Genomic DNA, 26,726 nt, shown 5'->3' with positions numbered 1-26,726 from the left:
CAATTTCCCCTAATTAATGAACTATTTTATTTCATTAAATTACCATCACAGTTGTCACTTGCTCATTTAAAAATGGCCCAAACCCCTTGGTGGAATTTCTGTTCCTGTTTTAGCAACAATAGGTTAGTTGTAAAAATAAATTAATTACCATTCCATTCTTGTTCTAAAACGCTGTATAAAAGAGAATCACGCCAGCCATCTTTTATCAATATATGCTCACGTATTCTACCCTCTTTCATCATTCCTACCTTTTCTAACACTCGTAAAGAGCCAATATTTCTAGGATCACATGTAGCAAAAATTCGATGCAATTTTAATTGTTTAAAACCATAGGAAATGAGAAGGTTGGCTACTTCTGTTGCAAAACCCATCTTCCAATATTTGGGGTTGATGATGTATGCTATCTCACCTACTCTATTCGTACTGTCGCGCAGATTAATTTCGCCAGAACCAATCATTTCTCCATGTTCCTTTAAAATGATTGCAAATACAAATCTGCTCCTATGATCCTTCTCGGCATCCAATATGACCTGTTCTACAAAATCCTTAGATTCTTGTTCGGAATTTGGTCCCCAAGGCTGATATTGACAAACCTTGTCTTGCGAGGCGTATTGATGAACGTCTTTCCAATCTTTCCTTTCCATCTCCCGTAGAATAATTCTCTCACTATTAAAGATATCGCCCATACACGCTTACCTCCTTGTATTATCTCTATAACTGAGTGGAAGACTGTTAAAACTATTTATCTTTATCTATGACTGGAACTTTTTACTATGGACTTTGTTTCGTCACATACATAACTTTATACTCACAATTATACAGCAGTGCAGAGATGGAACAAAGACCATCATGACCAAGAAATATATGAAAATACCACTTACAAAATAAATCAAAATCGAATATAATGTTCTGAAACAGATGAAACAGATGAAACAGAGGGACGGTTCTCTTGTGTCATACTCCGTACTCCGTAATGAAACAGGAGAACCGTCCCCATGTTTCGTGCGCTGAAAGTAGGGATATTATGGGGTTCAAGGATGAGTTTAAGTTTGAAATGCAGAATGTGAGGAGGGATTTGGAAAAGGAAGTACGTAGGGCGTGGAAGGTTGATTATGAGGGGCATTGTATTGAAGTTATGAACCAAATAAAAGAGGAAGTCCTTCTGATTGATGGCAAGATTGTGGATAAAAACAAACGTAAATATCTACTTTCACATATGATTCCTTATGTGAAATTATCGGGAATACTTGAACTAGAAGATGGTACAAAGCATGTCGTTTCTGTTAAAATTGGTGGCTATGTATCGCTCAATTGTATTATCAAAGTAGATAATGAGGTGATTATGAATGATTCACTAAAGCTTGAATTCCTTCCTTGGGAGCATAAGGACAAGATTGTTCCTTTTATTCAAGCTCAAGTTGAAACGCATCATAAAGTAGTGAATGATCTTTTACCGGATGATGAATATTTATATAACGATGTTGATTTACCTATGACTCCAGGTTTATTCGACACCTTTGTAGATGATACACCTACACCATTTTATGCGAAAAGGTTACTCAAGCTTTTTATAAAGCAAATGAGTAATCCTACGACGAAAACACGAAAGGCAACATACGAAAAAATTATATTTGATAATATTGCTAGTTATGGTGAAGAATTCGTTGATAGATTTCAACAAGTTGAACGAGACGAGTCTCGCGTACAGGAAGAAGCATTATGGTTACTAGAACATGCAGCACATCGTGAGGTTGTAAAATTTGCAGTTACTGTACTCGGTTGTACGGATTGTGAGAAATATAAAGAGCTTCTATTTACAATAGGGATGCATGAGGAGTTTACATCATATGTTGTGTTTGCATTGAAAAATGGTACAAGTCGAGCTAATGATCAAATTTGGCAGCTTGCTCGGCAAGTCCATGGTTGGGGCAAGATTGCAGCAGTCGAACAACTGGAGGCTACTTCACCGAAAATCAAACAATGGCTACTCATAAAGGGCTGTGAAAATACGATTATGGATGAGTATTTAGCCTATACATGTGCGGATAAAGGGGATCTTGAGGTTGCACTTGAAGAGGATGAAATTTCAAGGGAACTCTATGACGGAGCTAATCGTATCATTCAAGCGCTACTGCATGATGATGCTTTTGATAGTATAGAAGATTATCAATATGCAAGTATTGTTCTTTCTCGTTTCGTTCATCACGCGCGGGTACACTGTAATACAGTTAACGATTTTTACACACTGATGAAAATATATGAGTTTATAAATGCGGATGAAGCAGTTTGGGAGGAGCGTTTCAATAATCACTGGCAGAAACACGAACGAGATGCCATCCGACAAGCCATTCAACCGTTAATTAATGGTCATAAATGGTCATATGTTGCCTTAGATATGTTACAAAGTGACTATGATCTAAAGGCGCTGGAAATTGCTCGCTTTTATGAATTAGATGTGACAGATAATTTGTTTGAGCTGTTAAAAAAATATCCGACTAATGGTGAATTATACTTAGCTATTATGGCTACAAATAATGACCAACATATTAAAAAACTTTGTACATTTGCAGAAAGTCACTTATCGTTATCAAGTCTATCGAATGATGAGCAAGATTGTTTGCAATATCTTATTCAAGATTTGCATGAGTATGAAGGTGTCGGGTTACCATTGATTCAAGCAGCTCTTGAATCTGATAATGGAAGTTTACAATACCAAGCATTAACTGTACTAGAAGCATGGCAATCAGAAATTTCGCAACAACCATCGGTACAGGCAGCCATTAAAAACATCGCATCGACATCAAAAGATAAAGAAGACCGCAAGCTAGCAAAACAACTAATGTAAAACAACGGTACAACAAGGCTGCAACATGGGGACGGTTCTCATGTTGCATTTTTCACTTTACGTGAAACACGAGAACCGTCCCCATGTTTCGTTCATGTTTTTCGCGAAACTTTTTGAATCTCTATTCGTAATAAATAGGGAGGTGGATGAGAGATGCGAAACTTTATGATTACTTTTTTATTATTGCTTGGTGTTATTTTTTCTCCGTTGCCGGTTCAGGCGATGGATTATTCGATTGAACATATGGAGATTCATGTATATTTACATGATGATGGAAATGTTTCGGTAACGGAAGATCAGATATATTCATTCGATGGGAAATTTAATGGCATAACACGGACATTAATTCCGAAAGAAAATGCAAAAATAACAGATGTAAAGGCAACTGAAAATGGCAAATCGCTTAAAATTAAGCAGGATGATAACGAATATAAAATATATCGAAGTGGAAGAGATGAGAAAATAACGGTTACTTTAACCTACACGATTAAAAATGGTATGGAGCGATACACAGATGTTGCGCAGTTTTACTGGCCATTCTTTGATGAACGTAATGAATCGGATTATGAAAATCTTGATATATATGTACATCCACCATATCAAACAAAAGATGTCATTGCATTTGGTTATGATGCAGCGATGGATGCAGAAAATGTTGAAAGTGGAGGGCTTGTTCATTTTGCAATGGGAAAAGTACCTGCTGAGACAAAAGGTGATGTACGAGTAGCGTATGATCCGCAACTCTTTCCAAATATGAAGTTGACGGAAGAAAAGCCGATGCGGGGCAAAATTTTGGCTGAAAAGAAAGAACAGGAAGATAAACAAGCGGCATTTGAACATCGGAAAAATGTATTAAATAATTTAGCACCGTACGTCATAGCCAGTTTTAGCTTATACTTCCTCGCCTTATTAGTCTATGCATGGCGCAGAAAACGAATAACACGTATGGAAGTAGAACGGAAATTTCCGGCACCATACTTTATTCCTGATAATGAGATGAGTCTTCCTGCAACGATTTCATATCTTGGTTCGGGTAACGGAGTAGAATTACTCTCAGCATCGTTGCTTGATTTAGTTCGGAAGAGATATATCAAGCAGGTTGATGATCGCACTTTTACTGTAAGAAACAGGCGTACAGAATATGAACATGAGGCGCTATTGATTCGTTGGTTGTTTGACGAAATGGGCGCAAACGGTACATTTCATTTAGATGATATAGTAAAGTATACAGAGGATGAAGCGAATCAAGAGAAATATAGTGAGAGCTATGTGGGATGGAAGTTGGCAGTTCAGGATGAAGTAGATGAACACGGTCTCTTGGAGGATAATATAAAGTCGCGAGTTCTAGTAGGGATTTCAGCTGGACTACTAGTGCCATTTCTCATTTTATTTGCAATGCATGACCTATTTTTGTGGATGACATTTGTGATTGTGCTTGGAAGTAGTATCGCTTCGTTTGCGCTTATGTATCGGCCAAGAACATTACAAGGCGCGAAGATTCATAAGGAATGGAGCTTGTTCATGGAAAAGTTCCCCACAATGAAAGTGGAACAGTGGAATGAGCAGATGGATGATAATCAAAAACGTGCGTATATTTTTGCTGTAGGCATGAATGATAAGCAAATGAAGGAAAAGACGGAACGAATGTTTCATGAAGGTATAGTCGGGGAATTTCTAGTGAGTCGCGAATTATTGCTATATACTAGCGTTCCTTCAAATGCCAACCATTACTTTTATCATGCAAATAGCACAGTGATAGACTCATCTACCGGAGGAACAACCGGTAGCGGAACCGGAGGCGGCGGAGGAGGATCAGGCGCATTTTAAAGCACAGTGAAACATGGGGACGGTTCTCGTGTTTCATTATCTCCTCGAAGTGAAACGGCAGAACCGTCCCCGTGTTTCACTCTTCTTGCTTCGTGGGGGAGGGGTAATGTATTCTTATTAGAATGGTGTCATATTTAGTTTGGATAGGAGTGGGTATATGACGAGAAAAGTGTGGTTTCAAGCGGGAGTTGGGGTCTTACTCGCTTTACTGATTATAAAATATTTCATGGAAATTAAGTGGATTTTTTCGCCCTTTCTTATCATTGCAAAGACAATACTTGTGCCGTTATTGCTCGGGGTTGTTCTCTTTTATGTGACTGAACCGCTGCAACGTTTTCTGGAAAAGCGGAGGTTCCCACGTTGGGGGAGTATTTTAACAATCCTACTTAGCGTGGTAGCTATTATATGGATTTTTGCTGCTATTGTGGGACCACCAGTTATGAAGCAGGTAGATACGTTGGTGAAAAATGCACCGAATTTGGCAAAGGATATTAAGGCAACGACAGAATATGTATTGCAACATCGAGATGCGGTACCGCAACAATTGGACGAAGCGATAGATAAAGTAATAGATTCCATCCAGTCGATTGCAGTCGTATTTGCCAAGCTGATTATCCAGTTCTTCCAGTCTGCAATCCAAACAGCATTTACCCTTATTCTCGTGCCTTTCTTCTTTATTTTTCTATTAAAGGATCATGAGAAATTTGCACCTTTTATTCTTAAGTTTTTTACAGGAAAAAAGAAGATATGGCTTGGGAAAACGTTAAGCGATATCGATACAGTACTTCGGTCTTATATTCAAGGACAACTGCTTATTAGCTTACTCTTAGCAGTGATGATGTACGCCGGTTACTTGATAATCGGTTTGGATTATGCATTATTGCTAGTTATTTTTGCTTTCTTCATGAATGTTATTCCGTTCATCGGTCCCTGGATTGCGTTTACACCAGCATTGATTATCGGCTTTATTCAAGATCCGAAGTTAGCTATTTTGGTCAGCGTGGTAACACTCGTCGCGCAGCAAACTGATAGTAACTTTATCACGCCAAACGTAATGGGAAAAACATTGGATATTCATCCGCTTACAGTGATTACAATCATTTTGGCAGCTGGAAATATTGCTGGTTTTCTTGGTATTCTTTTAGCGATACCAGCTTATGCTGTTGGAAAGGCTATCGTCCGCAATATTTATGAGATGCGTAATGAAATCAAGCAGACAGCAATGAAAGACGTATAGCGATTAGACGGAGGGGCTAAGGAGTGTATCCATTCATCGTGTTTCTCTCTAGTCAAGCAGTACATACGTTGCTTCTCTAGCATGATGGCAGGTGCTTATGCCTACAAATGATGAATGAAATGTAAAATAGAAATTAAAACAAACCGTGTGAACTCAATATGAATATGATTTCACACGGTTTATTTGCTTTTATTAGGCTTTTCCCCAACCCACTAATCTAAGCATGATACGAACGATTAGACGTTTACCTTTTCTTCCCATCCATGACCGTGATAATGATACCATCAACATTATTACCTGAAATCTCATAATGCTGTTCAATTGGTACCTTCATGTGCGTATGTTGGGAAATCGGATAATAGGAAATCGAATAATTTACTTTGTTATAACGCAAAGAAATTGTTTTCTCCTTTTTTAAAAAACTTATATATTCTTCTAAGGCAAGGTTCTTATCATGCATGATTAAACTATGAGGTAAACCGACATAACGAATATGCCAAGGCTCATATTGGATTTTTGTGATTGCGGTTTTGTCCTCTGGATAGCGCATAATAAATCCGTATTTCCATGCATTTTCCTTTAGCCACTTTCCTTCTGGTGCATGTTCCATTTTCCCCGCAGTTGATCCTACGTCGAGTGATAAGCCTAAATTATGTTCGCTATAGCCTGCAGGTAAGGCATAATCAGTTCCCTTTTCCTCATATAGTCTGTCCTGTTCATTAAAATTTCGGTAACCACTACTAATCATGAAATGCGTAACTTTATCCTTTTTAGCATCCTGAATCATATGTGAAAACCTTTGTGTGATCTCCTTTGATAGATGAATATCCGTATGTAATAATTCGTACCCATTTACTAATCCTTTATGTTCATATAAATTGACAAAGTCTGACTTCACACTATCTGGATGAACTGGATAATTGCGATTGACGAGTAATAAATTACCTTGGTACACCATATCTTTTGTTATTTTTATAGTGTGAAACAAAGTATCATCTTGCGCTGTTTGGTCATCGTTTAAATAAGTTATATTTTTGGAAAAAGGTACGAAGTTTGTAGCCATTATCTTTACAAAAATGATGATAACAATAAATAAAAAACCCCACTTTTTCATATATCATGTTTCCTCCTTGTCCTTCCTATATAGAATAAAGAAGATTGTTTAAAATAAAGTGGGATAAAATATAAAGTTTTTCTTAAATTTTAATGTATAGCTTGTTTTGGGGGTTTTTCTTGTGAATCAGAAGGCAGGCGTACTTCAAAGCATGTACGAATCACATTGCTTGTGACAGAAATGCTACCTTTATGTTGTTCTACGATGTTTTTTGCGATGAACAAGCCAAGACCTGTGCCACCAGCTTGATTTGTTCTTGCTTTATCACTTGTATAAAACATATCAAAAATATAAGGTAATTGGTCTTCGGGAATGTAATCACCGTAATTCATGACTTGCACAACAATATCATCTTCATCGAGGAAGCCGTGAATATCGATAAATTGTCCATCCTTTCCATAGTGGATGGCGTTCATCAATAAATTTTCAAACACGCGGGCTAGCTTTTCACCATCGGCATCCAAATTTAGCTTCGGAGTTATTTCCACTCTTGATACTAATTTGTTCTTTTCTAGCACAGGATACATTTCTTCGTTTAATTGCTTGAGCAGTTCATTGATATTAATGCTTTGCTTCAAAACCGGCAGCATGCCATAATTCATTCTCGTTATTTCAAACAATTCATTGATGAGCTTTTCTAAATGCTGTGATTTAGTAAAAGCAATCATTGCGAAATGCCTTTGTTCCTCTGTTAACTCTTCATCTTGCAGTATCCAGTCTAAATAACCTAAAACAGAAGTAAGTGGTGTCCGCAAATCATGGGCTAAATTCACAATCAACTGATCCTTACTACTCTCTGCAAAATCCCCTCTTTCGACAGCTTCTTGCAGTTTTTCACTTGCAATGTTAATATCTTGTGCAATCTTGCCAAATTCATCATTTGTAGAAATAGAAACGCGATTTTTAAAATCCCCGTTAGCCAGATGGTAGATGCCATTAGAAATTTCTTTAAAATAAACCGCATACGACTTCGTTAGCAAAAAGAAAAAGATAATGGCTAGAGGAATAAAAATGATTAAGAAAAAGTTTAAATCACCTATACTATTCATCATGATTCTGAGACGGGCTAATGTTTCACCTGCATAAACGGAGGTATGATAATAATATTGTAACGTCCGATAGATACCATACGTTATACCACCAGATAGAAGCATGCTTAATCCTACAAACTCAATCATTTTAAATCGGAAACTTCGGATTCTTTTATTCATTGAATGTGTACCCTACTCCCCAAACTGTTTTAATAAATTTATCCTTATCTCCACCGAGTTTTTTCCGTAAAGTTCGAATATGCACCATGACTGTATTTTGACTTTCATAGTACGCTTCTCCCCATACCTTTTGAAAAATACCTTCCGCACTAAACACTTTTTTCGGATAGCTTGCTAATAAATATAATATGTCAAATTCCTTTGGTGTTAATTCGATTGTATGGCCATAAAGAGTCACTGTGCGTTTTTCGGGGGAAATGGTCAAGCCACCAGCCTCCAGGATCAAGTTATTCGTTGTTGTTTGATTGAATTGCGTAGCGCGACGAAGCTGAGCTTTTACACGGGCAACTAATTCCATTGGATTGAATGGTTTTGTCATATAATCATCAGCACCTATAACGAGTCCAGTTATTTTATCAAAATCTGAAGTTTTTGCGCTTAAAAAGATAATTGGTAACGTATGTTGTGTCTCGCGAATTTGTCGGGTCACTTCATAACCGTCTCGTTTCGGCATCATAATATCCAAAATAGCGAGATCTAGCGAATGCGTTTGCAGCACCTGTATCGCTTCCTCTCCATTAGATACTTTGATAACATCATAGTCTTCCTTTTCCAAGTGTAAAGCAACCAAATCCGCAATCTCCGTTTCATCATCCGCAATTAAAATTGTGATGCGCTTCATTTCATCCCTCCTCCTATATCCCCTATTTATGATGTTTATTTCACTCATTATTGGACTAAAAAAGTTTGTGTGTGGTAGTAAGAGAATATTCATGATATATATTTTTCATATTAATACAAGTGTTGATAGAAGGGAAACTTTTATCTCTATAAATAATAGTCTTGGGAAATTCGCAACAGGAAGTGTGGGGAAGGTTCTGTAGTCATGATATTAATTTCATAAAAGGTAAGCAGGTATTAGCAAAATAGGCCACTGGAAAATATGTCAGTTTAACCTTACTAGTGGACAAGGTAAAGTTATAGCGTGTAAACTGCTATAAAATTCCGGCTTTAAGAGTGCGTGAGAGCTTAAGCATGATAAGTAAGGGGTGGAGAAGGTGGAGAATAACAGCTCGTAAAAGCTGAGTTGTCTATGGAATAAAGAAGAGGAGAAATACGTTTCTCGTGGATTGAAGTTTCATATTTGGCTACAGAAAATAATGATATACACGTTATGCCAGGCATTGAAGGGTAGAATGGAATGAAACACGAGAACCGTCCCCATGTTTCACCTTAAGAAATTCTTAAGATATTTGTTGACGATTTACTAAGGTTTTTTCGTTAATATAATTTTATTGGGAGGAAGTGCTGCTCTCTATTAAGTGGGTAAATAAAATAATATTGTCTGGTTGATGATATGGATACACTTGAAAAATGAATACCTAGTAATAAAGGGGAGATAAAAATAAGGAGTGACTGATGTGAACATATTAGTTTGCGATGATGATAAGGAAATTGTAGATGCAATAGGAATTTACTTAGAGAACGAAGGCTATCAAATATTTAAAGCGTTTCATGGGTTGGAGGCGATTGAACTCATTGCTAAGCATGAAATCCATCTCATTATTATGGATATTATGATGCCAAAAATGGACGGGATAAGAGCAACGATGAAAATTAGGGAGGAAAACAATATCCCATTAATCATGCTTTCTGCTAAATCTGAGGACTATGATAAAATCCTAGGGTTGAATATAGGAGCTGACGATTACATTACGAAGCCCTTTAATCCTCTGGAGCTAATTGCAAGAGTAAAATCACAACTGAGAAGGTATACGACATTAGGAAGTTTGGAAGCGAAAACGGATGTGTATCAGACAGGTGGGCTTGTGATCGATGATGAAAGTAAAAGTGTTACCGTCGATGGAGAACAAGTTCATCTCACACCGGTACAATATAAAATTTTAACATTTTTGACTGCCAACGCTGGAAGGGTATTTTCTATCGAAGAGATTTATGAAAAGGTCTGGAATGAACCATCTTTTCGTCCAGAAAATACTGTGACCGTTCATATAAGAAAAATTAGAGAAAAAATCGAAATCAATCCGAAAGAGCCAAAATATTTAAAGGTGGTGTGGGGAATTGGATACAAAATCGAAAAAATTTAGCCATTCTATTTTCACGAAAGTGATTGTTTTTATTATCATGATTGCATGTCTTGCAGGTGCTGTAAAAGTAATTGGAGATTTAATTGTAGTAAGTGATGGCGATATTGGAATTGTCTTCGAGGATAGCTACTTTCATAGTCAATCATTTGTAAGAGAAAGTGAGAATCTTGTAGACGATCTCACTAGCTTGATGGTGACATATAAGAGTGAAGAACATATTTTAAAAGGTGGAACAATTAGTAAAGAAGATTTAGAAATGGAAACGCAGGACTTATATGAAGATTTTATGGATAGTAATCGTTATAATCCTAATTTATCGGAAGCGGAGAATAATGAGAACTTTAAAGTTGAATATGCAAAAAGGATAGCCAAGGTTAAAGAGAAATTAATCAATCAAGATGTAGGTGTATATCATGCATTGTTGCGAAATATAGAACAGGTTAAATATCCACTATACTATGCTAGCAATGGTGTGAATGAATTTACAAATAGTGAGAAACTCGATAAAGCGCAATTTAAAAGCTATCCAGCCTATATGATTTTTGATGGGTATAAACAGGAAATGTATCCAAAGGAAATGGAAACGAATCACAACTTGAATCTGATTACAGGGGAAATAAATGAACATTTGTCGAAAGATAATGTTGTTTATATTGCATTTACGGATGATGTTTTACATGCGAATGAAAAGGCCTGGCAAGAAAATAAAGTACAAGTGACAAATGATTTATATCGTGCTTTAGGACTTTTAGCAGGATTCATTTTTACCTTTATCTATTTTCTATTCGTAAGTGGTAGAAATTCTTTTGAAGATAAGAATGTGCATATGCACCCTGTTGATCGATTATTTGTAGATGTAAACATGGTGCTTTGTATCGTACTAATTGGACTTTGGATTTTCCTGGTGGACGTAGTCGGTTATCCAAATATATCGATGTGGATATACCAAATTACAATCCCTATTACAGCAGTTGTCTTTGTACTGATTTTATCACTTGTTAGACATGTTAAGAATCGAACGTTTTTTAAGCATAGTCTTATCTATCAATTGATTAATGCAATCATCCAATTTGTAAGGAATGTCTATGACAGCGGAAGTGTTGGGATAAAAACAGTGCTCATTGTTGTTGGCTATCCATTATTGATTGCGGCAACTTTCTTTATGTTTCCTGTTACGATAGGGATAGCTGCCTGGTTTACGCTAAAAAAGGTTCGATCATTTCAAGTGATTCAAGATGGAGTCGAAAAAATAAAGAATGGAGATATTTACCATCATATCGATATGACTGGGAAAGGAGAGTTTGCAAAGCTAGCTGAAAATGTAAATAGCATTACCGATGGATTGAAAAACGCGATGGATAGTGAACTAAAAAGTGAGCGGCTGAAGACAGAACTCATTACGAATGTGTCGCATGATTTACGAACGCCATTAACATCGATTATCACGTATGTTGATTTATTAAAAAGGGAAAAGGATCCATCAAAAATTGAAGAATATACAAAAGTATTGGATCAAAAATCAAAAAGGCTAAAAGTGCTGACTGATGATTTATTTGATGCGGCAAAGGCATCCAGTGGGAATATTCCTGTTCAAGTTGAGCAAATCGATATCGCTTCATTAATTATTCAGGGGCTTGGAGAGGTAAGTGATAAGATTGAAGCGCAGGGGTTGGAATTTAGGTTTAATCAGCCTGAAGATAAGACATATATTATCGCGGATGGAAAGTTATTGTGGAGGGCGATAGAGAATATCATATCTAATATTTTTAAATATGCTCTTAAAGGGTCTAGGGTCTATATCAATATTGAAGATGTAGGTGATGAAGTCCTACTTACCTTCAAAAATATTTCAGCTTATGAGTTAAACATCTCAGCAGATGAATTAATGGAGCGTTTTAAAAGAGGCGATGAATCTAGATCAAGTCAAGGCAGTGGTTTAGGTTTATCGATTGCCAAAAGCTTGGTAGATATTCAAAATGGGAAATTTATGATTCAAATTGATGGCGACTTATTTAAATCCATCATCTATATGCCAAAGGTCCAATCATAAAAGGATCCTTTAGGGGGTCTGACCCCAAAAAAATCGGCTCTAGATTTTCCTAGAGTCGACTTTTTGTTCGTTTAATAATATTTATTGTGCTGAAAATTTGTCTTCGATTACAAGTTCAGCATCTGCAATGTAGGATGAAGAATCTTAAAGCTAGATTCATGCTGCTTCTACGATATCCCTTTTTCTAATCCATCATTTAGGACTGTTAATGTTCAGCATATGATCTAGAAGTTTTCTATGAATAGTTAGTATCTGATTTGATTCTGCTTCGCTCAAGACAGAATAAACTTCAGTTTCCATCTTCTGACCTAGCTTTTGTGCGTTTTGTAGAAGTTCTGTTCCTTTCTCTGTAATCGCTAGTAAGACAATCCTTCTGTCCGTTTCATCATATTTACGCACAGCATAATTTTCCTTAATCAATTTATTGGCAATGCCAGTCAATGCTCCAGATGTATATCCTAGCCTTTTAGCGAGCCAAGATTGCATTTGTGGGCCATTCTGCTGCAACTGGGAAAGGACTAAGATTTGCGAAATACCGACATTTTCATTAAAAAGATCCATAAAACGGATGACGGTTTCATTATTTAATAATTCTGTAACACGGATAAGTTCAAATATAGAGGCCCTCATCATAGCCAAATCCCTTCCGAAATTAATAAAATAACAATTATTTCTGAAACTTTTATATGCTAATATATTTTACCACAGAGTAATATAATATTGCATTATTTAACGCTAAATGCATCAAAGGTGAATCAGAGGGACGGTTCTCCTGTTTCATGTGTTTCCACGTATGTCGTAATAGAGCTGCTCCGAAAGACAAGGCCTTACAAAAGATTGAATTCTTGAAAAGTGAATCAGAGGGACGGTTCTCCTGTTTCATGTGTTTCCGCGTATGTCGTAATAGGACTGCTCCGAAAGAGAAGGCCTTACAAAAGATTGAATTCTTGAAAAGTATTTTTTAGTGTGTCATTATTAATGAAATAACGAATTGGAAATACTTGTTGTAAATTAGGATTGGATAATAGTGCGCCTTATTATAAAATAATTCGTACCGTATGTAACGAGTTCAATAAAATATTGAGCAAAGAAGATAAGCGGGGGACGTATCTATTGCATCACTTACTTGACAGTGAAACAGCAGAACCGTCCCCCATGTTTCACGAAGGAGGAGACAGTGTGGCAAAGGTGACTGATCATAATGTTTTGTTGCGGCAAGATGTGAAGATGCTTGGAAATATATTAGGGGAGATTTTAATCATTCATGGTGGTAGAGAGTTGTTTGATAAGGTTGAGACAATTCGTGAGATGACCAAGCGTATTCGTAATGAATTTAACGATGATGATTATCATAAATTAAAAGAGGAAATTAGTAGCTTAGAACCGCCAATGCGTCAGCAAGTAATTCGTGCCTTTTCTATTTATTTCCACTTAATTAATATTGCGGAACAAAATCACCGAATTAGGCGTAGACGTCAGTATTTATTGGAGGAGGGAACAAGTCAGTCCTTCTCTATTGAAGAAGCGGTTTCCAAAGTAAAAAGTTACAATCTTACAAATGAGGAAATTCAGGAAGTCCTTCACGAGTTGTCAATCGAGTTGATCATGACGGCTCACCCAACTGAGGCAACGAAGCGGACTGTATTGGAAATTCAAAAGCGAATTTCAGAGAATTTGCGGAAACTGGACAACCCGTTATCTACGGATCAAGAGAAATCGTATGTAGAAGAGAGCTTATTTAACGAAGTTACTGCATTATGGCATACAGATGAATTACGACATCGAAAACCGAAAGTGCTGGACGAAGTGAAAAACGGTCTTTATTATTTTGACCAAACATTATTTGATACATTGCCTGCAGTCTTTCAAGAATTAGAAATGCAGTTACAACGACAAGTTTCAGAAGAGGACTGGCAGGTGCCGAATTTCATTCAATTTGGTTCCTGGATTGGCGGAGATCGGGATGGAAATCCGAATGTGACGCCTGAAATTACTTGGACGACATTAGAAATGCAGCGGAAACTAATTTTGAAGAAATATGAAGCTTCAATCGTTGAATTGATGAGAAGGTTCAGCCAATCAAGTGAACGTATATCAATTAATCCGCAGTTTATTGATAAAGTTGAAAAAGAGGAAAATACTTATTTAAAGGGAAAAGAGAAATGGCCTGTTAAATCGGAAGTATATCGACGGAAATTCGCGGTAATTCTGAAACGTCTGCGTGAAACAGGGAAATCTTCTCATGGTTATCGCTATGCAGAGGATTTAGCTAGCGACCTTACAGAAATTAAGCGACATGCTGAGGCACATTTGCCAGTGATCAAAAAATTAAAGACGATGCGAAAAGTTATTCGGCAAGTACAAATGTTTGGCTTTCATTTAGCGACGTTAGATATAAGAAACCATAGCGGAGAACATGAAGCAGCAATCCATGAAGTTTTAAAAGCTGTCCATGTTACAAATAATTATTCCGACCTTGCAGAGGAAGAAAAGCAGAAAGTATTGTGTCAAGTTTTGAATGACCAACGGCCGTTGCTACTTTTCGATGGTGGGTATTCAAAAGCGACCCAGAAGATGTTGGAAGTGTTTAGGATGATCAAAAAAGCCCATGATGAATTTGGTAAACGTGCAATTGAGGTTTATTTGGTCAGTATGACAGAATCTCCGAGCGATCTTCTGGAAGTGTTAGTGCTTGCTAAAGAGACAGGAATTTACCGTCTTTACCCAGATGGAAGAGTAGAAAGTGACCTTGATGTTGCACCTTTACTAGAGACCATTGACGATTTGATTGCGGGCCCGAACATTATGCGGACGCTATTTGAAACAGAAGTTTATCGTAAACAACTGCAGGCTCGCAAAGGTCATCAGGAAATTATGCTTGGCTATTCAGATGGCAGTAAAGATGGCGGTACATTGAGCGCAAACTGGGAGTTGTTTAAAGCCCAATTGGAAATTCATAATACGGCGAGGGAGTATGATATTCGTTTGAAGTTTTTCCATGGGCGCGGTGGGTCATTAGGTCGTGGAGGCGGATCGTTGAATACGAGTATCCTTTCTCAGCCTATGGAAACATTGGGTGATGGCGTAAAAATAACGGAACAGGGTGAAGTGCTTTCATCTAGATATTTGCTCGAAGATATCGCATATCGTAATTTAGAGCAAGCAGCTGCAGCACTATTTGAGGCCTGTGCGAAAGTTTCAAGTGCACCTGACCAAGTAGAATTGCGCAAAAAAGAATGGGAAGCAGCAATGGAAGCTATTTCAGAGAAATCGTTGGAGAAATACCAATCCCTAGTCTTTGGAGACCCTGATTTCCTTACTTATTTCCATCAAGCAACGCCATTGACGGAGTTAGGTGCATTAAATATTGGGTCGCGTCCAATGAGTAGAAAGAATAGCCAACGTTTCGAGGATTTGCGAGCTATTCCATGGGTATTTGCTTGGACACAATCGAGACATATGCTTCCTGCTTGGTATGCGGCAGGAACAGGATTGCAAGCTTTCATTGAAGCAGATGAAAGCCATTTGGGAATGTTGCAAACAATGTATGAGGAATGGTCCTTCTTTCATTCTACTATTAACAATTTACAAATGGCGCTACTCAAAGCAGATATGGATACAGCGAAGGAATATTTAGGATTAGTCGAAGATAAAGAGCTTGCAAAACGTATCTTTACTGATATTGCGGAGGAGTATGAGCGGACAAAAGATGCATTGTTAAGAATTTCCCGCAATGAGGAATTGCTCAGTCATAAACCAAATATTAAAGATTCTGTTCATGTTCGTAACCCATACGTTGATCCACTCAATTTCTTGCAAGTGGATTTGATACGTAAACTAAGAGAAACACCAAACCCCCCTGATGAGTTGGTAACCGAAGTGTTGTTGACGATTAACGGAGTGGCCGCAGGATTAGTGAATACGGGTTGATAGTAAAGTAAATTTAACTTGTTTGCTGAAAAGTTAAAGGTCCTATCCAATTTGAAGTGGGTAGGACTTTATTCATATTGTGTCATCAAGTGGATTCTGCCATTCATACGAAAATATAAGATGAAACTCACAAATTTTGCAGTGCCTATTTGTATGTGAAATATAACAATAAATAAAATCTAGGTTTATCGTCTGGTGAAAAAGATACATCGATGATATATATTTCAAGTTGGAGGGAATAGGATGAACAAGGATTCTAAAAAGAGTAAAAAGCCTATTTTGTTATTAATAGCTTTTATTCTCCTCATTGCCGGCCTGGCTGATATTAAATATAAAGGGTTATTCTTTCGATTATTGCCTAAATCAATTCAAGCTTACTTTAAGTGATTTGAAATGACGCATGTGAAGCATCTTGAGTTTGTAATTCGCTACATGTAATAATGGGATAGAAATTATTCTGTTATTATTTTAGTGGTCTCAGCTAGAAGTGCTATTAGGATCATGCAGTTGGGGTTAACTGTAATAACCGATTAACAGTATCTTTGGGTTGCATGTTACTAGTAGTAGCAGTGTGGGTTTTAGTCAAGGGTGCTTACGCATTGAAGTTGTTCACATTTAAGGCAGACTGTTATGTCAAAAATGAAGCAGGGACGGACCTGCCTTTTATTACTTGTAAAGCGATAAAGTTGAGATCCGTCCCATATTTGCCTAATAAATCTGTTTATCTTTTAATATTTGTTTTGCAATTTCGGTTGCCTTGCTGCCATTTGAATGTCCATTTTCATCTTGAATATTTATTGCAAAATAGTACGTGTCGCTAGCATTCTTCACAAAGCCAACAAACCAGCCATTTATATCTTTTCCATTTACCGTACCCGTACCTGTCTTCCCAAATAGTTGTGTTTCATTTTGTTGTGCAATGAATAGCGCCTTTTCTATCGCTTGAATATTTTTCTCGTGAAAATCAAATTTATTTTCTTCAAGCGCATGCAGTAATTCGACTTGTTCTATTGGAGAGATTTTTAATGACGACTCCATCCAATAACTATCCAATTGACCGGAGAGGTCCTTATTTCCGTAATTTACTTTGTTAAAGTAAGTTTGAAGTTGCTTTTTACCTAGTTCGCGATCAATATCTTGGAAATACCAATTCACCGAATTACTCATTGCGGTATATAAATTGTGATCTTTATTCCATTGCTCAAAAGGATTCACATGGCCGTCCCACTTCTTCTCATTGTTCGTAGTGGAAATGACATTTTCCTCTAAAGCAAATAATGCCGAGTATATTTTGTACGTGCTATCAGGAGAAACTCTTTGTGCACTCATTTCCTGATTATAAATCTGATATTGCGCTTTAGATGAATCAAATAAAACAAAACTTCCATTGAGGCCTTTAAAATAATCGCTTAAATCTTCATATACGGTGTTTTTCTCGTTAAAATGATAAACGTCGTCTGTCCCTGCTACAACTGCTGTAATAGGGGCAAGGAGCAATACCATGATTCCTAGAATCGAACAGATTATTTTGCTTTTCCACTTAACTGTTGTTGATTCTTTAGAGTAATTAGCAATCCCCTGAATTCTTTGCTTGATTTGCTTTTTAGTACCGCCAATCCCAGGGGCAAATTGTCCATAAGTGTGGTTAAACTTTTTATCTGCAAAATGGATAATCGTATGACCATACTCGATATATCCACGCTCATTTAAACAATTCAGTACGGAATCATCACAAGCTAATTCACGATCGTTACGCATTTTTTCCAAAGCATACCAAACAAATGGATTAAACCAATGGATGATTTTCAACATCCACATTATATAATTTACGAATACATCTTTATTTTTCTGATGACTTAACTCGTGTAAAAAGACGTATTTTAATTCATTTACTGTGAATAACTGTCGGGTTTCCTGCGGGATTAGTATATATGGGTGAAATAGCCCTAGTGTAATGGGAGATTGAATAAGTGGCGTTTCCACTAACCTAATATTCTTCTTTATACCGACGATTTTTTTGCAAGTTTCCAGCATTTCATGAATCTGCAGATCTTTAATCGTGGTAGCTGACTTTTTTAATTGATAGATTTGATAGTTGGAATACAAGACCAGACCAATTAGTGCCATCATTCCGATTAACCAAACAGTGAAAAATAGATTATAAAATAAATCCGGCGTAGACTTGTCTACTGATACAGCAAAATCATGTAGTAAATTAGTATTTGGTTGATGAGATACCCCAGCATGTCCTAATTTTTCACCTGTAGTTGCTGTTTCTTGATTAGAAAAAAGTAAATTCTTTATATATTGGGGAATGCTCTCTCCAAGTCGAATAAGTTTCCACGGAATAAGGAAGGTTACGAGTGGGACAAATAGAAAATACCAGATTTTATAATGAATTTGTACGGAAATATGTTTAGCATATATCCTTTTTACAAAAAGTATAGCTGAAATAACAAGAGATACTACTACTGTGCTTAATATTAATTGAAGTATAAACGTGTCCACTATTTTTCCCCTTCTTTCGTATCCCTCTCAGAAAGTATTTTTCTTAGTTCAGAAATATCATCCTTGGATAACTGGTCATTTTCAATAAAGTTTAGCACCATTGAATTTAATGTACCTCCGAAAAACTGGTTTAGAAATAGTTTGCTTTTTTGCTCTACATATTCATACTCTTCAATAAGAGAATGATAGATAAATACGCGGCCATCTCTTTTTGCTTTCAATGCCTTTTTCTTTACGAGGCGTGCAAGCATCGTCTGTATCGTATTTGGCTTCCAGTCAATTTTGCTTGATACCTTTTCAACTACTTCGGGTGTGGAAATTGGTTCATATTTCCATACAACTTTCATTACTTCGTATTCGGCTTCTGAAATTTGTGGAATTTGCTTCACTGCAACCATCCTCACTTTTACATTTGTAGTATTTATTATAGCAGGAAGTAAGGATGGTTTAAAGTGACTTTTATTGTTCAACGACAGATGCTTCCCACTTTTATCTGTCGGTAAGTTTGCTTCCGGTATGGAAATATAGGAAATTCCCACTTTTAAGCAAGGACTAAGTGGTACGTCGCTCACAGATATTTTTTTAAAAACTAAATGAAGCTTATAGGAGATAAGCAAGATATTATTGTAAATCGCTATCTTTTTGTCTTTCCTCTTTTAGGTCAAAATAAGTTTTAAAGATTCCCTTTGCAATGTTATGATTGTCCGGATATCCCATACCTTCACCAGAATTAGGAACGAGTACTGCGATGGCGATTTCTGGATCATCAAACGGTGCATAAGCAACTAATGTGTGGTTTTCTGTCTCGGTTTTATGTCCATTCTCAAAAACCTCATTTTGAGCGGTTCCTGTTTTGCCAACAATATGATAGCTATTATATGGGGCGGTATTGTAATGTCGAAATGCTGTTCCACCTGGCTCTTGAAAGACTTGACGAAATCCTTCCTGGACACGTTTTATATATTTTTCATCCATATCTACTCGATTTAATACCTCGGTGTTTACTGCTCGATTCACCGGTCCTAGTTGATCCTCTCCTGGAATCGGTTCTCTCACTTCCTTCAGAAAATGTGGCCGCACTCTATACCCATTATTGGCAATCGTGGATACATATTGGGCCAACTGTAATGTTGTATAAGTGTCGTACTGTCCGATAGCATAGTCGAGTAAATTACCTGCTTTTGGATGCTCCCCTTTATAACCTGTTGCCTCATAAGGAAAATCAATACCTGTATTGATACCAAGTCCAAATTGGCTGAAATAATTACGTATTTCCGTTATCGCTTCTGGATGGAAAGTAATATTCTTATTTGGCTGATAATTGTATTCACCACCCATTCGCATTGCGATATGAAACATATACACATTGGATGACTTTTTCAATGCAGTCACTTCATCGAGCGGTCCTAATGGGTAAGCGTAAATAGACTTTTTCGGAGGTGTACCGGCAATTTTAATCGTTTCATCATTGAAAATGGTACCAGTATGAATGACACCAGATTGGAAACCAGCTAATACTGTCGCACCTTTGACAGAAGAACCGGCTTGTCGTGCATCGTATAATACTTTATAATCGGCATTTTCATATTGGTTTGTTTTGGCATTATAATGCGCACCTGATATCGCTAAAATCTCACCAGTCTTTGGTTTAAGGGCTATCGCCATCGCGTCTTCCAAATATCTATTTAAATAAGGAGCATGATTTTTTGTTGTCTTTAGTTCCTTTTTCACAATTTTATCAAGACGTTGTTGGAACTCCATATCGATTGTTAGTACCAAGTCTTTCCCACGTTGCCCCTCCACAACTGTTTCAGTACCAATTACTTCACCCTTTTTGTCTGTTGTATATTGGATTTGTGCTTTTCTACCTCGCAAAAGGTCCTCATATTTTTCCTCCAAACCGCTTTTGCCTACTCGATCATTGCGATTGTATCCTTTAGCAAGATACGTATCTACTTTTTCGGAGGGGATACCTTGTTTCTCCGTTGTAATTGCACCTAACATATTGCGAAATGTATCTTTATATAGATAATTTCTGTCCCAATCGGCGGTCGCATTCACTCCTGGTAATTCATATAAATGTTCTGAGACCATTGCATATTCTTCGTAGGTAACATCTTCATTTTTTATTATTTGTGGTGTTAATGCATAAGCCTTGTCCATTTCCTTCTTTATTAATATTATTTGCATATCTTCTTCTGAAAGACTTTGTAAATCTTCCTTTGAAATTCGCTCCAAGATTGTATTATATTGCTCGGAACTTTTTAAATTAGTCTTTTCTTCTGTAGAGAGACGTTGTTCAGCTTCATTTTTATGCAGTAAATACCAATACTCTTTCTTTTCCCGCTCGGTTATCGTTTTTAGTTTTGCCTTTTTTGTTTCATTATGAAACATGGACATGTATTTTGATAACCTTTGCGCGACTGCTAACTTTTCCTCAGGCTTTATGCCCTTTGGTGCTGTATAAGTAATGGCATACCGGGCTTGATTATCTACAATCAACTTATGGTTCCGATCATATATTTTTCCGCGTGGTACGGATGTTTTGACTGAATCCTTCACTGTGCTGCTCACTTTATCTTGAAATTCCTGACCATTTAATATTTGAACAACACCCAATTGAATAATTAGTACAAAAAACAATAAAAAAATCATGAAAAATAATATATTTAAGCGAAATGGAAGTTTAGCTTTGATCTTTTTTTCTTCCTTCATCGTAATCCCTCATTTATCAATCTGCAAAGTTGTTTTAAGTTTGAAAGGTTGCAAACTATTTTTTGTTGCGTGTTAACTGGCTGTAAGACCATCAACTCAAATGGAATGAAGATGTAAATGGTCGTGTAAGGCCAGTAAATTTTGCTTCGTTTAACTCATAAACAGAGGGGGGGAATTGAATTGCGGTGTGCAAATCCCCACAGCTCTGATCTTTCACGTAATCTTGCGATAAAAAACTTGCGTATGGACACTTTGTACAACGAACTACGTAATGTAGCGTTATCGTTTTTGAAGATATCCGTATAAATCATCAATAAATGTTTTGTTTAACTGAGTAGCAGAGCTTCCTGGCGAATAATCTTCTACAAGTGAAAGAAGAAGGAAACTGTCCTGTTCTGGTTCAAAGGCAAGTAAAAAACTATTCTCAACACCCTTTTTGCCTTGTTGCATTTTTATTTCAGCTGTACCGGTTTTGGCAGCTAACGTATATTGCGAATGAGATAAAAGATGTGCTGTCCCACTAGGATTGCTAACGACTTCTTTCAAACGACTTTTCATTTCATTTGCAGTTGTGGTAGCGATGGCTGTTTTTGTTTTAGGTTTCTCTTTATTCGCTAGTAATGTTGGATAAACCATTTCTCCTTTATTTTGAAAGACGGAATACATGACAGCTTGCTGAATGGGTGAAATTAATAATTCTCCTTGACCATATCCCGTATCTGCTAAAAGAATGTCTGAACCAAACGTTGATTTATTGGAAATTTGGGCTGGTTCCATTGCTATTGGTAAGTCGAGTTTCTCCCCGAATAGGAAGTTTTTCAAACCGTCTCTAAATTTCTTTTCTCCCATTTCTAAAGCTTCTTGCGCAAAGTAAATATTGTCGGAGTAAATGAGCGCTTTTCGCATATCAACATGGGTTACATCTGATACGCGAGTTACGGAATAACCTCCCCATGATTGATCTTTTTTCCAACTTAGGCCATGTATTTCTCTTGTCTTGTCTGGATAAGTTATGTTGGCATCAAGACCAATGCTAGCTGTAATAGCTTTAAAGGTGGAACCAGGTGCATAACGTACAGCGTATCTTGCAATAAACGGCTTATGAGGATCCTCCGCATAGTCGTTATAGTCCTCTTGGGATATGCCTTGAGCCATTTTATTCGGATCAAATGATGGAGAGCTCACTACAGCATATAAACCGCCTTCTTTAGGGTCCATTACTACGGTAGAGCCAGCCTTGCCTTTAAAAGTATCGAATGCTTCCTTTTGGACATACGTATCAAGGGTTAATTGGATATCTTCTCCATCCACTTTCTCCTGTGTTTGTATGGCGTGTTTTTTATTCCCATCTTGATCGACAATGTAAATTTCTCCACCATCTATACCACGTAGCTCCTTATCTAAAGCTCTTTCTAATCCGGCTTTTCCAATGATGTCTCCTTCGGCTAAGTTCGGATGTTTATCCAAATCTTCCTTTGTTACTTTTCCTGTATATCCAATAAGGTGTGCAGCTGCTTCCTTTAGCGGGTAATAACGAATTTTTTTCGTTTGATAGAAAATACCAGGTACTTCTTTGGCTGGTTTGTTTTCCGTTATTTTTAAGGGAACGAATACATCATCTTTTACCCACCCCTGCGCTAACTTTTGGTTAATTTCATCGACGGGTATGTTAAATTGTTTACTAATTTCATGAAGCCTTTTTTCTCTTTCATCACCTTGACCTAATTCCTTTGGCACAACTCCTATTGATATAAAGTCTTGATTTACTGCTAATCCATTGCCAAGTCGATCTTTGATTTCCCCTCGTTCCGCTTTCAACCTGCGAAAAGAGACCTTATCTTTTCCTTCCATCCCAGGTAAGATGAGAGAAGGATCCCATTTCATTTGAAAATGATCCCCGGTCTTTACTATTTTGGTGTGATACTGTAAGTTTTCTAATTTACCTAAAGGTGTCGTGAAGCTTAACTGAAATGAGAAATCTTGTTCATCGTCGTTTATTTCGCTTAATGTTACGTTGGATGCATGTACTTGGTTAATTTGAATCCCATTAAAGATGTTTTCATATTTCTCTATCACTGTATCTAATGAATAATCCAAAGAAGTGTAGGATTGTTCATCAAGAATGTCCCCTAACTTTTGGTAATTTTTATTTTCTAATATGTGAATGAAGGTATTTGCGACTTCCTTCATTTGATTACGATCGTTTTGCTGCATGAAGCGGAAATATCCAAAGCTCGTAAATCCGACTAGTATGATGAAAGTAAGAAGCAAAATATAGGGAAACTTAGCTCTTCTCTTTTTGCTTTCAAATCTACTGTTCAAAATAATTCACTCCCCATAAACTACACATGTAGTATTTTAGATATTACTACACGTGTAGTAATTGAAAATATTATAGCACACATTCAACAAAGAGTGCAACGCGGGTGCAACGCGGGGACGGTTCTCGTGTTTCATGTTCAGCGTGGGTGCAACGGAGAGAAGGCTCTCCTGCTTCATCCCCCCTTTCTGAAACAATAGACCAACCTCCCTGCATTGACGGCAGGACCGCAAAGAGCATATAATTTTTGTGAAACATAGGGACGGTTCTTGTGTTTCACATGAAGCACAGGTCAGCGGTTTGCCTGCTTTATGCTTCCCTATGCTTAATTAGAAGGGTACGTGAAATCATGAAGCTTGTGATAAAAGATGTAAATAAGGATAATTGGCGCCAAGTAGCTGCGTTAAAGGTTGCGCATGAACAAAGTGATTATATTGAGAGCAATTTATACTCAATCGCCCAGTCGGCTTTTGAAACCTATTGGAAATCAAGAGCATTGTATGCGGGTGATACGTTGATTGGCTATGCGATGTACGGCGCCTTTTCGGATAAAGAAAAGACAGTATGGTTAGATCGTTTTATGATTGATATTACGTATCAAGGAAAAGGTTATGCAAAACAGTTTCTCCCAATGCTTATCCGTGAAATAAAGGAATTATATCCGTGTAATCGTATATACCTTAGTGTTGTATTAGAGAACAAAGTAGCAATTCGAATGTATGAAAAACTAGGCTTCCGTTTTAATGGCGATATAGATGACACCGAAGTCATTGCTGGCCACGTGATGGAATTGACATTGACATGAAGCAGAGGGACGGTTCTGATGTCTCACTTTTACCTGTGTGAAACAGGAGAACCGTCCCCGTGTTTCACCGCCTTCATGGTGCTTGACTATATTTGGGGAAATAATCATGATATACATAGAAGGGGTGGGGTATTGATATGTTAAATCAGACACTGGATAAGGGGCAGATAAAAGAGCTAGTTTTAAACGCGATGAATCATCGGCATGCAACAAAGGAATATGATAAGGATCGTAAAATATCGGATGCTGATTTCGATTATATTATTGAAGCCGGTCGGCTATCACCAAGCTCATTAGGATCAGAACCATGGAAATTCTTAGTGATCCAAGATCCAGTCTTAAGAGAAAAGATGATGGATGTGGCGCCAGGAGCTGTTGAAAAGCTTAAAACCGCTAGTCACTTTGTTGTTATACTTGCACGTAAAGGAGTCCGTTATGATTCTGAATATTTATTAGACCATATGAAAACAGTTCAGCATTTTCCGGAAGATATGTTAGCAATGATTAGTGAGCAATATAAACATTTCCAAGAGGGCAGAAATATATTAGACAACAGCCGAACGTTAGATGACTGGTCTGCGAAGCAAACATATATTGCGTTAGGAAATATGCTCACTGCCGCAGCCATGATTGGAATTGACTCCACGCCGATGGAAGGTTTTTATGCGGATAAATTAGACGCTTTACTTGAAAAGGAAGGATTACTTGAAGACAGCGCATACTCTGCTTCTGTATTAGCCGCATTTGGATATCGTAAAGAAGATCCCAAACGTCCAAAGACAAGAAAGTCAGTAGAAAAATTAGTGAAATGGATATAAACGGTTCGCAGCCAAATGTAAGGGTAAGCTATTCATGCTTACCCTATTTTTGAAACAGAAATGAAACATGGGGACGGTTCTCGTGTTTAATGAAACATGGGGACGGTTCTCGTGTTTCACGTAAAGTGAAAAATGCAACATGAGAATGTAGTGCACCCCAATAGTTAGAGTGAAAATAATTAACTTTTGGGGTGTATATTTTGGTCAAGAAATACAGTGACAGTTTAAAGTTAAAGGTAGTAAAAGAGTATCAAGAAGGTAGCCTAGGGGTTAGACGTTTGGCTAAGAAACATGGTGTACAATCAAAATCACAGGTGGATAGATGGATTAAATTATATGAGAAGTATGGTGTGGAAGGACTTAAAAGTAAGAAGCATAACGAAACTTATTCTGTTCAATTGAAACTTGATGTATTAAAATTTATAGAGAGAACTGGTTCTTCAGAGATGGAAACAGCCCTTCACTTTGGATTGAAAAATACCACTATAATATCTTCATGGAAGAAAGCTTTTCGTGAGGGTGGTGCTGGAGCTCTGAATCGAAAGGATGGTCTTCTATGCCAGATACATCAAAGAATAAACAAAACAAAAAAGGAAAAGAAAATGAAATAACATACCAACAAAGATTAGAAAGAGAAAATGAACTCTTACGTTTAGAAGTAGAATATCTAAAAAAGTTGCGAGCTTTTCAGATGGATCCGGAAGGCTATCTCGAAAAGCACAAGCAGCGTTATCATTCGAACTCAAAGAAACATTCAAATTAAAAGATGTTTTATGCGTAGTGGGTATTCCTGAATCTTCCTATCATTATCATATAAAAATGATGAGAAAAGCGAACCCAGATCAGACACTAGAAGAGCTTATCCAATCCATATTCAATGAAAATAACGGAAATTATGGCTACCGTCGTATTTGTCTAGAATTGAGAAATCAGGGTCATAAAGTGAATCATAAGAAGGTTCAGCGTCTTATGAGGAAACTCGGACTTAAAGGGAATAAATTCTGGAGAAAAACACGTAAATACAGTTCTTATAAAGGCTCAGTTGGGAAGGTTGCGAAAAACCGTATAAGCCGCCGCTTTCAAACAAATGTGCCTCATCAAAAATTAACAACAGATATCACAGAATTTAAATGTTCTGATGGAATTAAATTATATTTAAATCCGATTTTAGATATGTTTAATGGAGAAATTATTTCATTTGGGATAAGTAAGCGCCCAAATTTAGAACTTGCGATGGG

The 26,726-nt window shown here is 37.1% G+C and carries 20 protein-coding genes; 11 read left to right on the top strand and 9 right to left on the bottom strand.

The annotated features are described in order from the left end of the window. Window positions 1–140: 140 nt before the first annotated feature. Window positions 141–686 carry a GNAT family N-acetyltransferase gene (locus ACFFIS_RS13515; RefSeq protein WP_390187982.1) on the bottom strand — a complete coding sequence of 182 codons (546 nt, stop codon included), beginning with the start codon at window positions 684–686 and terminating at the stop codon, window positions 141–143. Between the two features lie 338 nt (window positions 687–1,024). Here ACFFIS_RS13515 and ACFFIS_RS13510 point away from each other — a divergent pair, with 338 nt between their 5' ends. The 3 genes from ACFFIS_RS13510 (at window position 1,025) to ACFFIS_RS13500 (ending at window position 5,909) form a co-directional block, all read left to right on the top strand. Next, a complete protein-coding gene (locus ACFFIS_RS13510) occupies window positions 1,025–2,845 on the top strand; it encodes a hypothetical protein (RefSeq protein WP_390187980.1) in 1,821 nt (606 codons plus the stop codon). A 153-nt stretch (window positions 2,846–2,998) separates the two neighbouring features. Then, window positions 2,999–4,672 (top strand): DUF2207 domain-containing protein, encoded by a 1,674-nt coding sequence (locus ACFFIS_RS13505; protein WP_390187978.1) that lies wholly within the window; start codon window positions 2,999–3,001, stop codon window positions 4,670–4,672. 157 nt (window positions 4,673–4,829) lie between these two features. Next, window positions 4,830–5,909: an AI-2E family transporter gene (locus ACFFIS_RS13500; protein ID WP_390187976.1), complete on the top strand. Its 1,080-nt coding sequence runs from the start codon at window positions 4,830–4,832 to the stop codon at window positions 5,907–5,909. A gap of 244 nt (window positions 5,910–6,153) precedes the next feature. On the opposite strand, the gene ACFFIS_RS13495 is transcribed toward ACFFIS_RS13500, so the two are convergent. The 3 genes from ACFFIS_RS13495 to ACFFIS_RS13485 all read right to left on the bottom strand — a co-directional run bounded on the left by ACFFIS_RS13495 (window position 6,154) and on the right by ACFFIS_RS13485 (window position 8,916). Then, window positions 6,154–7,023, bottom strand: a complete 870-nt coding sequence (locus tag ACFFIS_RS13495) for a M15 family metallopeptidase (RefSeq protein WP_390187975.1) — start codon at window positions 7,021–7,023, stop codon at window positions 6,154–6,156. Between the two features lie 89 nt (window positions 7,024–7,112). Beyond that, complete coding sequence (locus tag ACFFIS_RS13490; protein ID WP_390187974.1) at window positions 7,113–8,234, bottom strand: sensor histidine kinase; 1,122 nt, start codon at window positions 8,232–8,234, stop codon at window positions 7,113–7,115. Then, window positions 8,227–8,916, bottom strand: coding sequence for a response regulator transcription factor (locus tag ACFFIS_RS13485; protein WP_390187972.1), 690 nt, complete (start codon window positions 8,914–8,916; stop codon window positions 8,227–8,229). The genes ACFFIS_RS13490 and ACFFIS_RS13485 overlap by 8 nt, the downstream gene beginning before the upstream one ends. Window positions 8,917–9,646: 730 nt before the next feature. On the opposite strand from ACFFIS_RS13485, the gene ACFFIS_RS13480 reads away from it, so the two are divergent. Beyond that, window positions 9,647–10,342, top strand: a complete 696-nt coding sequence (locus tag ACFFIS_RS13480) for a response regulator transcription factor (protein WP_320380561.1) — start codon at window positions 9,647–9,649, stop codon at window positions 10,340–10,342. Further along, a complete protein-coding gene (locus tag ACFFIS_RS13475) occupies window positions 10,317–12,392 on the top strand; it encodes a sensor histidine kinase (protein ID WP_320380560.1) in 2,076 nt (691 codons plus the stop codon). Before ACFFIS_RS13480 ends, ACFFIS_RS13475 begins: the two co-directional genes overlap by 26 nt. Window positions 12,393–12,584: 192 nt before the next feature. Here the strand turns inward: ACFFIS_RS13475 and ACFFIS_RS13470 are convergent, their stop codons facing one another. After that, window positions 12,585–13,025 (bottom strand): MarR family winged helix-turn-helix transcriptional regulator, encoded by a 441-nt coding sequence (locus ACFFIS_RS13470; protein WP_320380559.1) that lies wholly within the window; start codon window positions 13,023–13,025, stop codon window positions 12,585–12,587. A gap of 546 nt (window positions 13,026–13,571) precedes the next feature. On the opposite strand from ACFFIS_RS13470, the gene ppc reads away from it, so the two are divergent. Together ppc and ACFFIS_RS13460 are read left to right on the top strand one after the other, a co-directional pair. Continuing rightward, a complete protein-coding gene (gene ppc / locus ACFFIS_RS13465) occupies window positions 13,572–16,322 on the top strand; it encodes a phosphoenolpyruvate carboxylase (protein ID WP_390187968.1) in 2,751 nt (916 codons plus the stop codon). A 243-nt stretch (window positions 16,323–16,565) separates the two neighbouring features. Continuing rightward, on the top strand, window positions 16,566–16,709 hold the full coding sequence (locus tag ACFFIS_RS13460; protein ID WP_320380558.1) for a hypothetical protein: 144 nt from the start codon (window positions 16,566–16,568) through the stop codon (window positions 16,707–16,709). A 321-nt stretch (window positions 16,710–17,030) separates the two neighbouring features. Here ACFFIS_RS13460 and ACFFIS_RS13455 read toward each other — a convergent pair whose 3' ends face one another. The 4 genes from ACFFIS_RS13455 to pbp4 all read right to left on the bottom strand — a co-directional run bounded on the left by ACFFIS_RS13455 (window position 17,031) and on the right by pbp4 (window position 23,867). Continuing rightward, window positions 17,031–18,830, bottom strand: a complete 1,800-nt coding sequence (locus ACFFIS_RS13455; RefSeq protein ID WP_390187966.1) for a BlaR1 family beta-lactam sensor/signal transducer — start codon at window positions 18,828–18,830, stop codon at window positions 17,031–17,033. Beyond that, window positions 18,830–19,219 (bottom strand): BlaI/MecI/CopY family transcriptional regulator, encoded by a 390-nt coding sequence (locus tag ACFFIS_RS13450; RefSeq protein ID WP_320380663.1) that lies wholly within the window; start codon window positions 19,217–19,219, stop codon window positions 18,830–18,832. The genes ACFFIS_RS13455 and ACFFIS_RS13450 overlap by 1 nt, the downstream gene beginning before the upstream one ends. A 232-nt stretch (window positions 19,220–19,451) precedes the next feature. Then, a complete protein-coding gene (locus tag ACFFIS_RS13445; RefSeq protein WP_390187964.1) occupies window positions 19,452–21,545 on the bottom strand; it encodes a peptidoglycan D,D-transpeptidase FtsI family protein in 2,094 nt (697 codons plus the stop codon). A gap of 279 nt (window positions 21,546–21,824) precedes the next feature. After that, window positions 21,825–23,867 carry a penicillin-binding protein PBP4(5) gene (gene pbp4, locus ACFFIS_RS13440; RefSeq protein ID WP_390187963.1) on the bottom strand — a complete coding sequence of 681 codons (2,043 nt, stop codon included), beginning with the start codon at window positions 23,865–23,867 and terminating at the stop codon, window positions 21,825–21,827. 347 nt (window positions 23,868–24,214) lie between these two features. On the opposite strand from pbp4, the gene ACFFIS_RS13435 reads away from it, so the two are divergent. From ACFFIS_RS13435 to ACFFIS_RS13420, 4 genes are all read left to right on the top strand, one after another. Next, window positions 24,215–24,670, top strand: coding sequence for a GNAT family N-acetyltransferase (locus tag ACFFIS_RS13435; protein WP_320380551.1), 456 nt, complete (start codon window positions 24,215–24,217; stop codon window positions 24,668–24,670). A gap of 137 nt (window positions 24,671–24,807) precedes the next feature. Next, window positions 24,808–25,488: an NAD(P)H-dependent oxidoreductase gene (locus ACFFIS_RS13430; RefSeq protein ID WP_390187962.1), complete on the top strand. Its 681-nt coding sequence runs from the start codon at window positions 24,808–24,810 to the stop codon at window positions 25,486–25,488. 191 nt (window positions 25,489–25,679) lie between these two features. Beyond that, on the top strand, window positions 25,680–26,099 hold the full coding sequence (locus ACFFIS_RS13425) for a helix-turn-helix domain-containing protein (RefSeq protein WP_390187961.1): 420 nt from the start codon (window positions 25,680–25,682) through the stop codon (window positions 26,097–26,099). A 52-nt stretch (window positions 26,100–26,151) separates the two neighbouring features. Beyond that, on the top strand, window positions 26,152–26,726 hold a 575-nt coding region (locus ACFFIS_RS13420; RefSeq protein ID WP_390187990.1), incomplete at its 3' end, for an IS3 family transposase.

The sequence above is a fragment of the Paracerasibacillus soli genome, from assembly GCF_042432965.1.
In the GTDB taxonomy this organism is placed as follows: domain Bacteria; phylum Bacillota; class Bacilli; order Bacillales; family Amphibacillaceae; genus Paracerasibacillus; species Paracerasibacillus soli.
The sequence above is the reverse complement of the archived record's forward strand: the minus strand, read 5'-3'. Positions and strand labels throughout refer to the sequence as shown.

What these genes read in the sequence shown, in the direction of transcription:
- ACFFIS_RS13505 (WP_390187978.1), top strand. Translation starts at nt 2,999, where the DNA reads ATGCGAAACTTTATGATTACTTTTTTATTATTGCTTGGTGTTATTTTT.
- ACFFIS_RS13495 (WP_390187975.1), bottom strand. Translation starts at nt 7,023, where the DNA reads ATGAAAAAGTGGGGTTTTTTATTTATTGTTATCATCATTTTTGTAAAG.
- ACFFIS_RS13500 (WP_390187976.1), top strand. Translation starts at nt 4,830, where the DNA reads ATGACGAGAAAAGTGTGGTTTCAAGCGGGAGTTGGGGTCTTACTCGCT.
- ACFFIS_RS13510 (WP_390187980.1), top strand. Translation starts at nt 1,025, where the DNA reads ATGGGGTTCAAGGATGAGTTTAAGTTTGAAATGCAGAATGTGAGGAGG.
- ACFFIS_RS13515 (WP_390187982.1), bottom strand. Translation starts at nt 686, where the DNA reads ATGGGCGATATCTTTAATAGTGAGAGAATTATTCTACGGGAGATGGAA.
- ACFFIS_RS13445 (WP_390187964.1), bottom strand. Translation starts at nt 21,545, where the DNA reads ATGAAGGAAGAAAAAAAGATCAAAGCTAAACTTCCATTTCGCTTAAAT.
- ACFFIS_RS13470 (WP_320380559.1), bottom strand. Translation starts at nt 13,025, where the DNA reads ATGATGAGGGCCTCTATATTTGAACTTATCCGTGTTACAGAATTATTA.
- ACFFIS_RS13430 (WP_390187962.1), top strand. Translation starts at nt 24,808, where the DNA reads ATGTTAAATCAGACACTGGATAAGGGGCAGATAAAAGAGCTAGTTTTA.
- ACFFIS_RS13435 (WP_320380551.1), top strand. Translation starts at nt 24,215, where the DNA reads ATGAAGCTTGTGATAAAAGATGTAAATAAGGATAATTGGCGCCAAGTA.
- ACFFIS_RS13485 (WP_390187972.1), bottom strand. Translation starts at nt 8,916, where the DNA reads ATGAAGCGCATCACAATTTTAATTGCGGATGATGAAACGGAGATTGCG.
- ACFFIS_RS13490 (WP_390187974.1), bottom strand. Translation starts at nt 8,234, where the DNA reads ATGAATAAAAGAATCCGAAGTTTCCGATTTAAAATGATTGAGTTTGTA.
- ACFFIS_RS13460 (WP_320380558.1), top strand. Translation starts at nt 16,566, where the DNA reads ATGAACAAGGATTCTAAAAAGAGTAAAAAGCCTATTTTGTTATTAATA.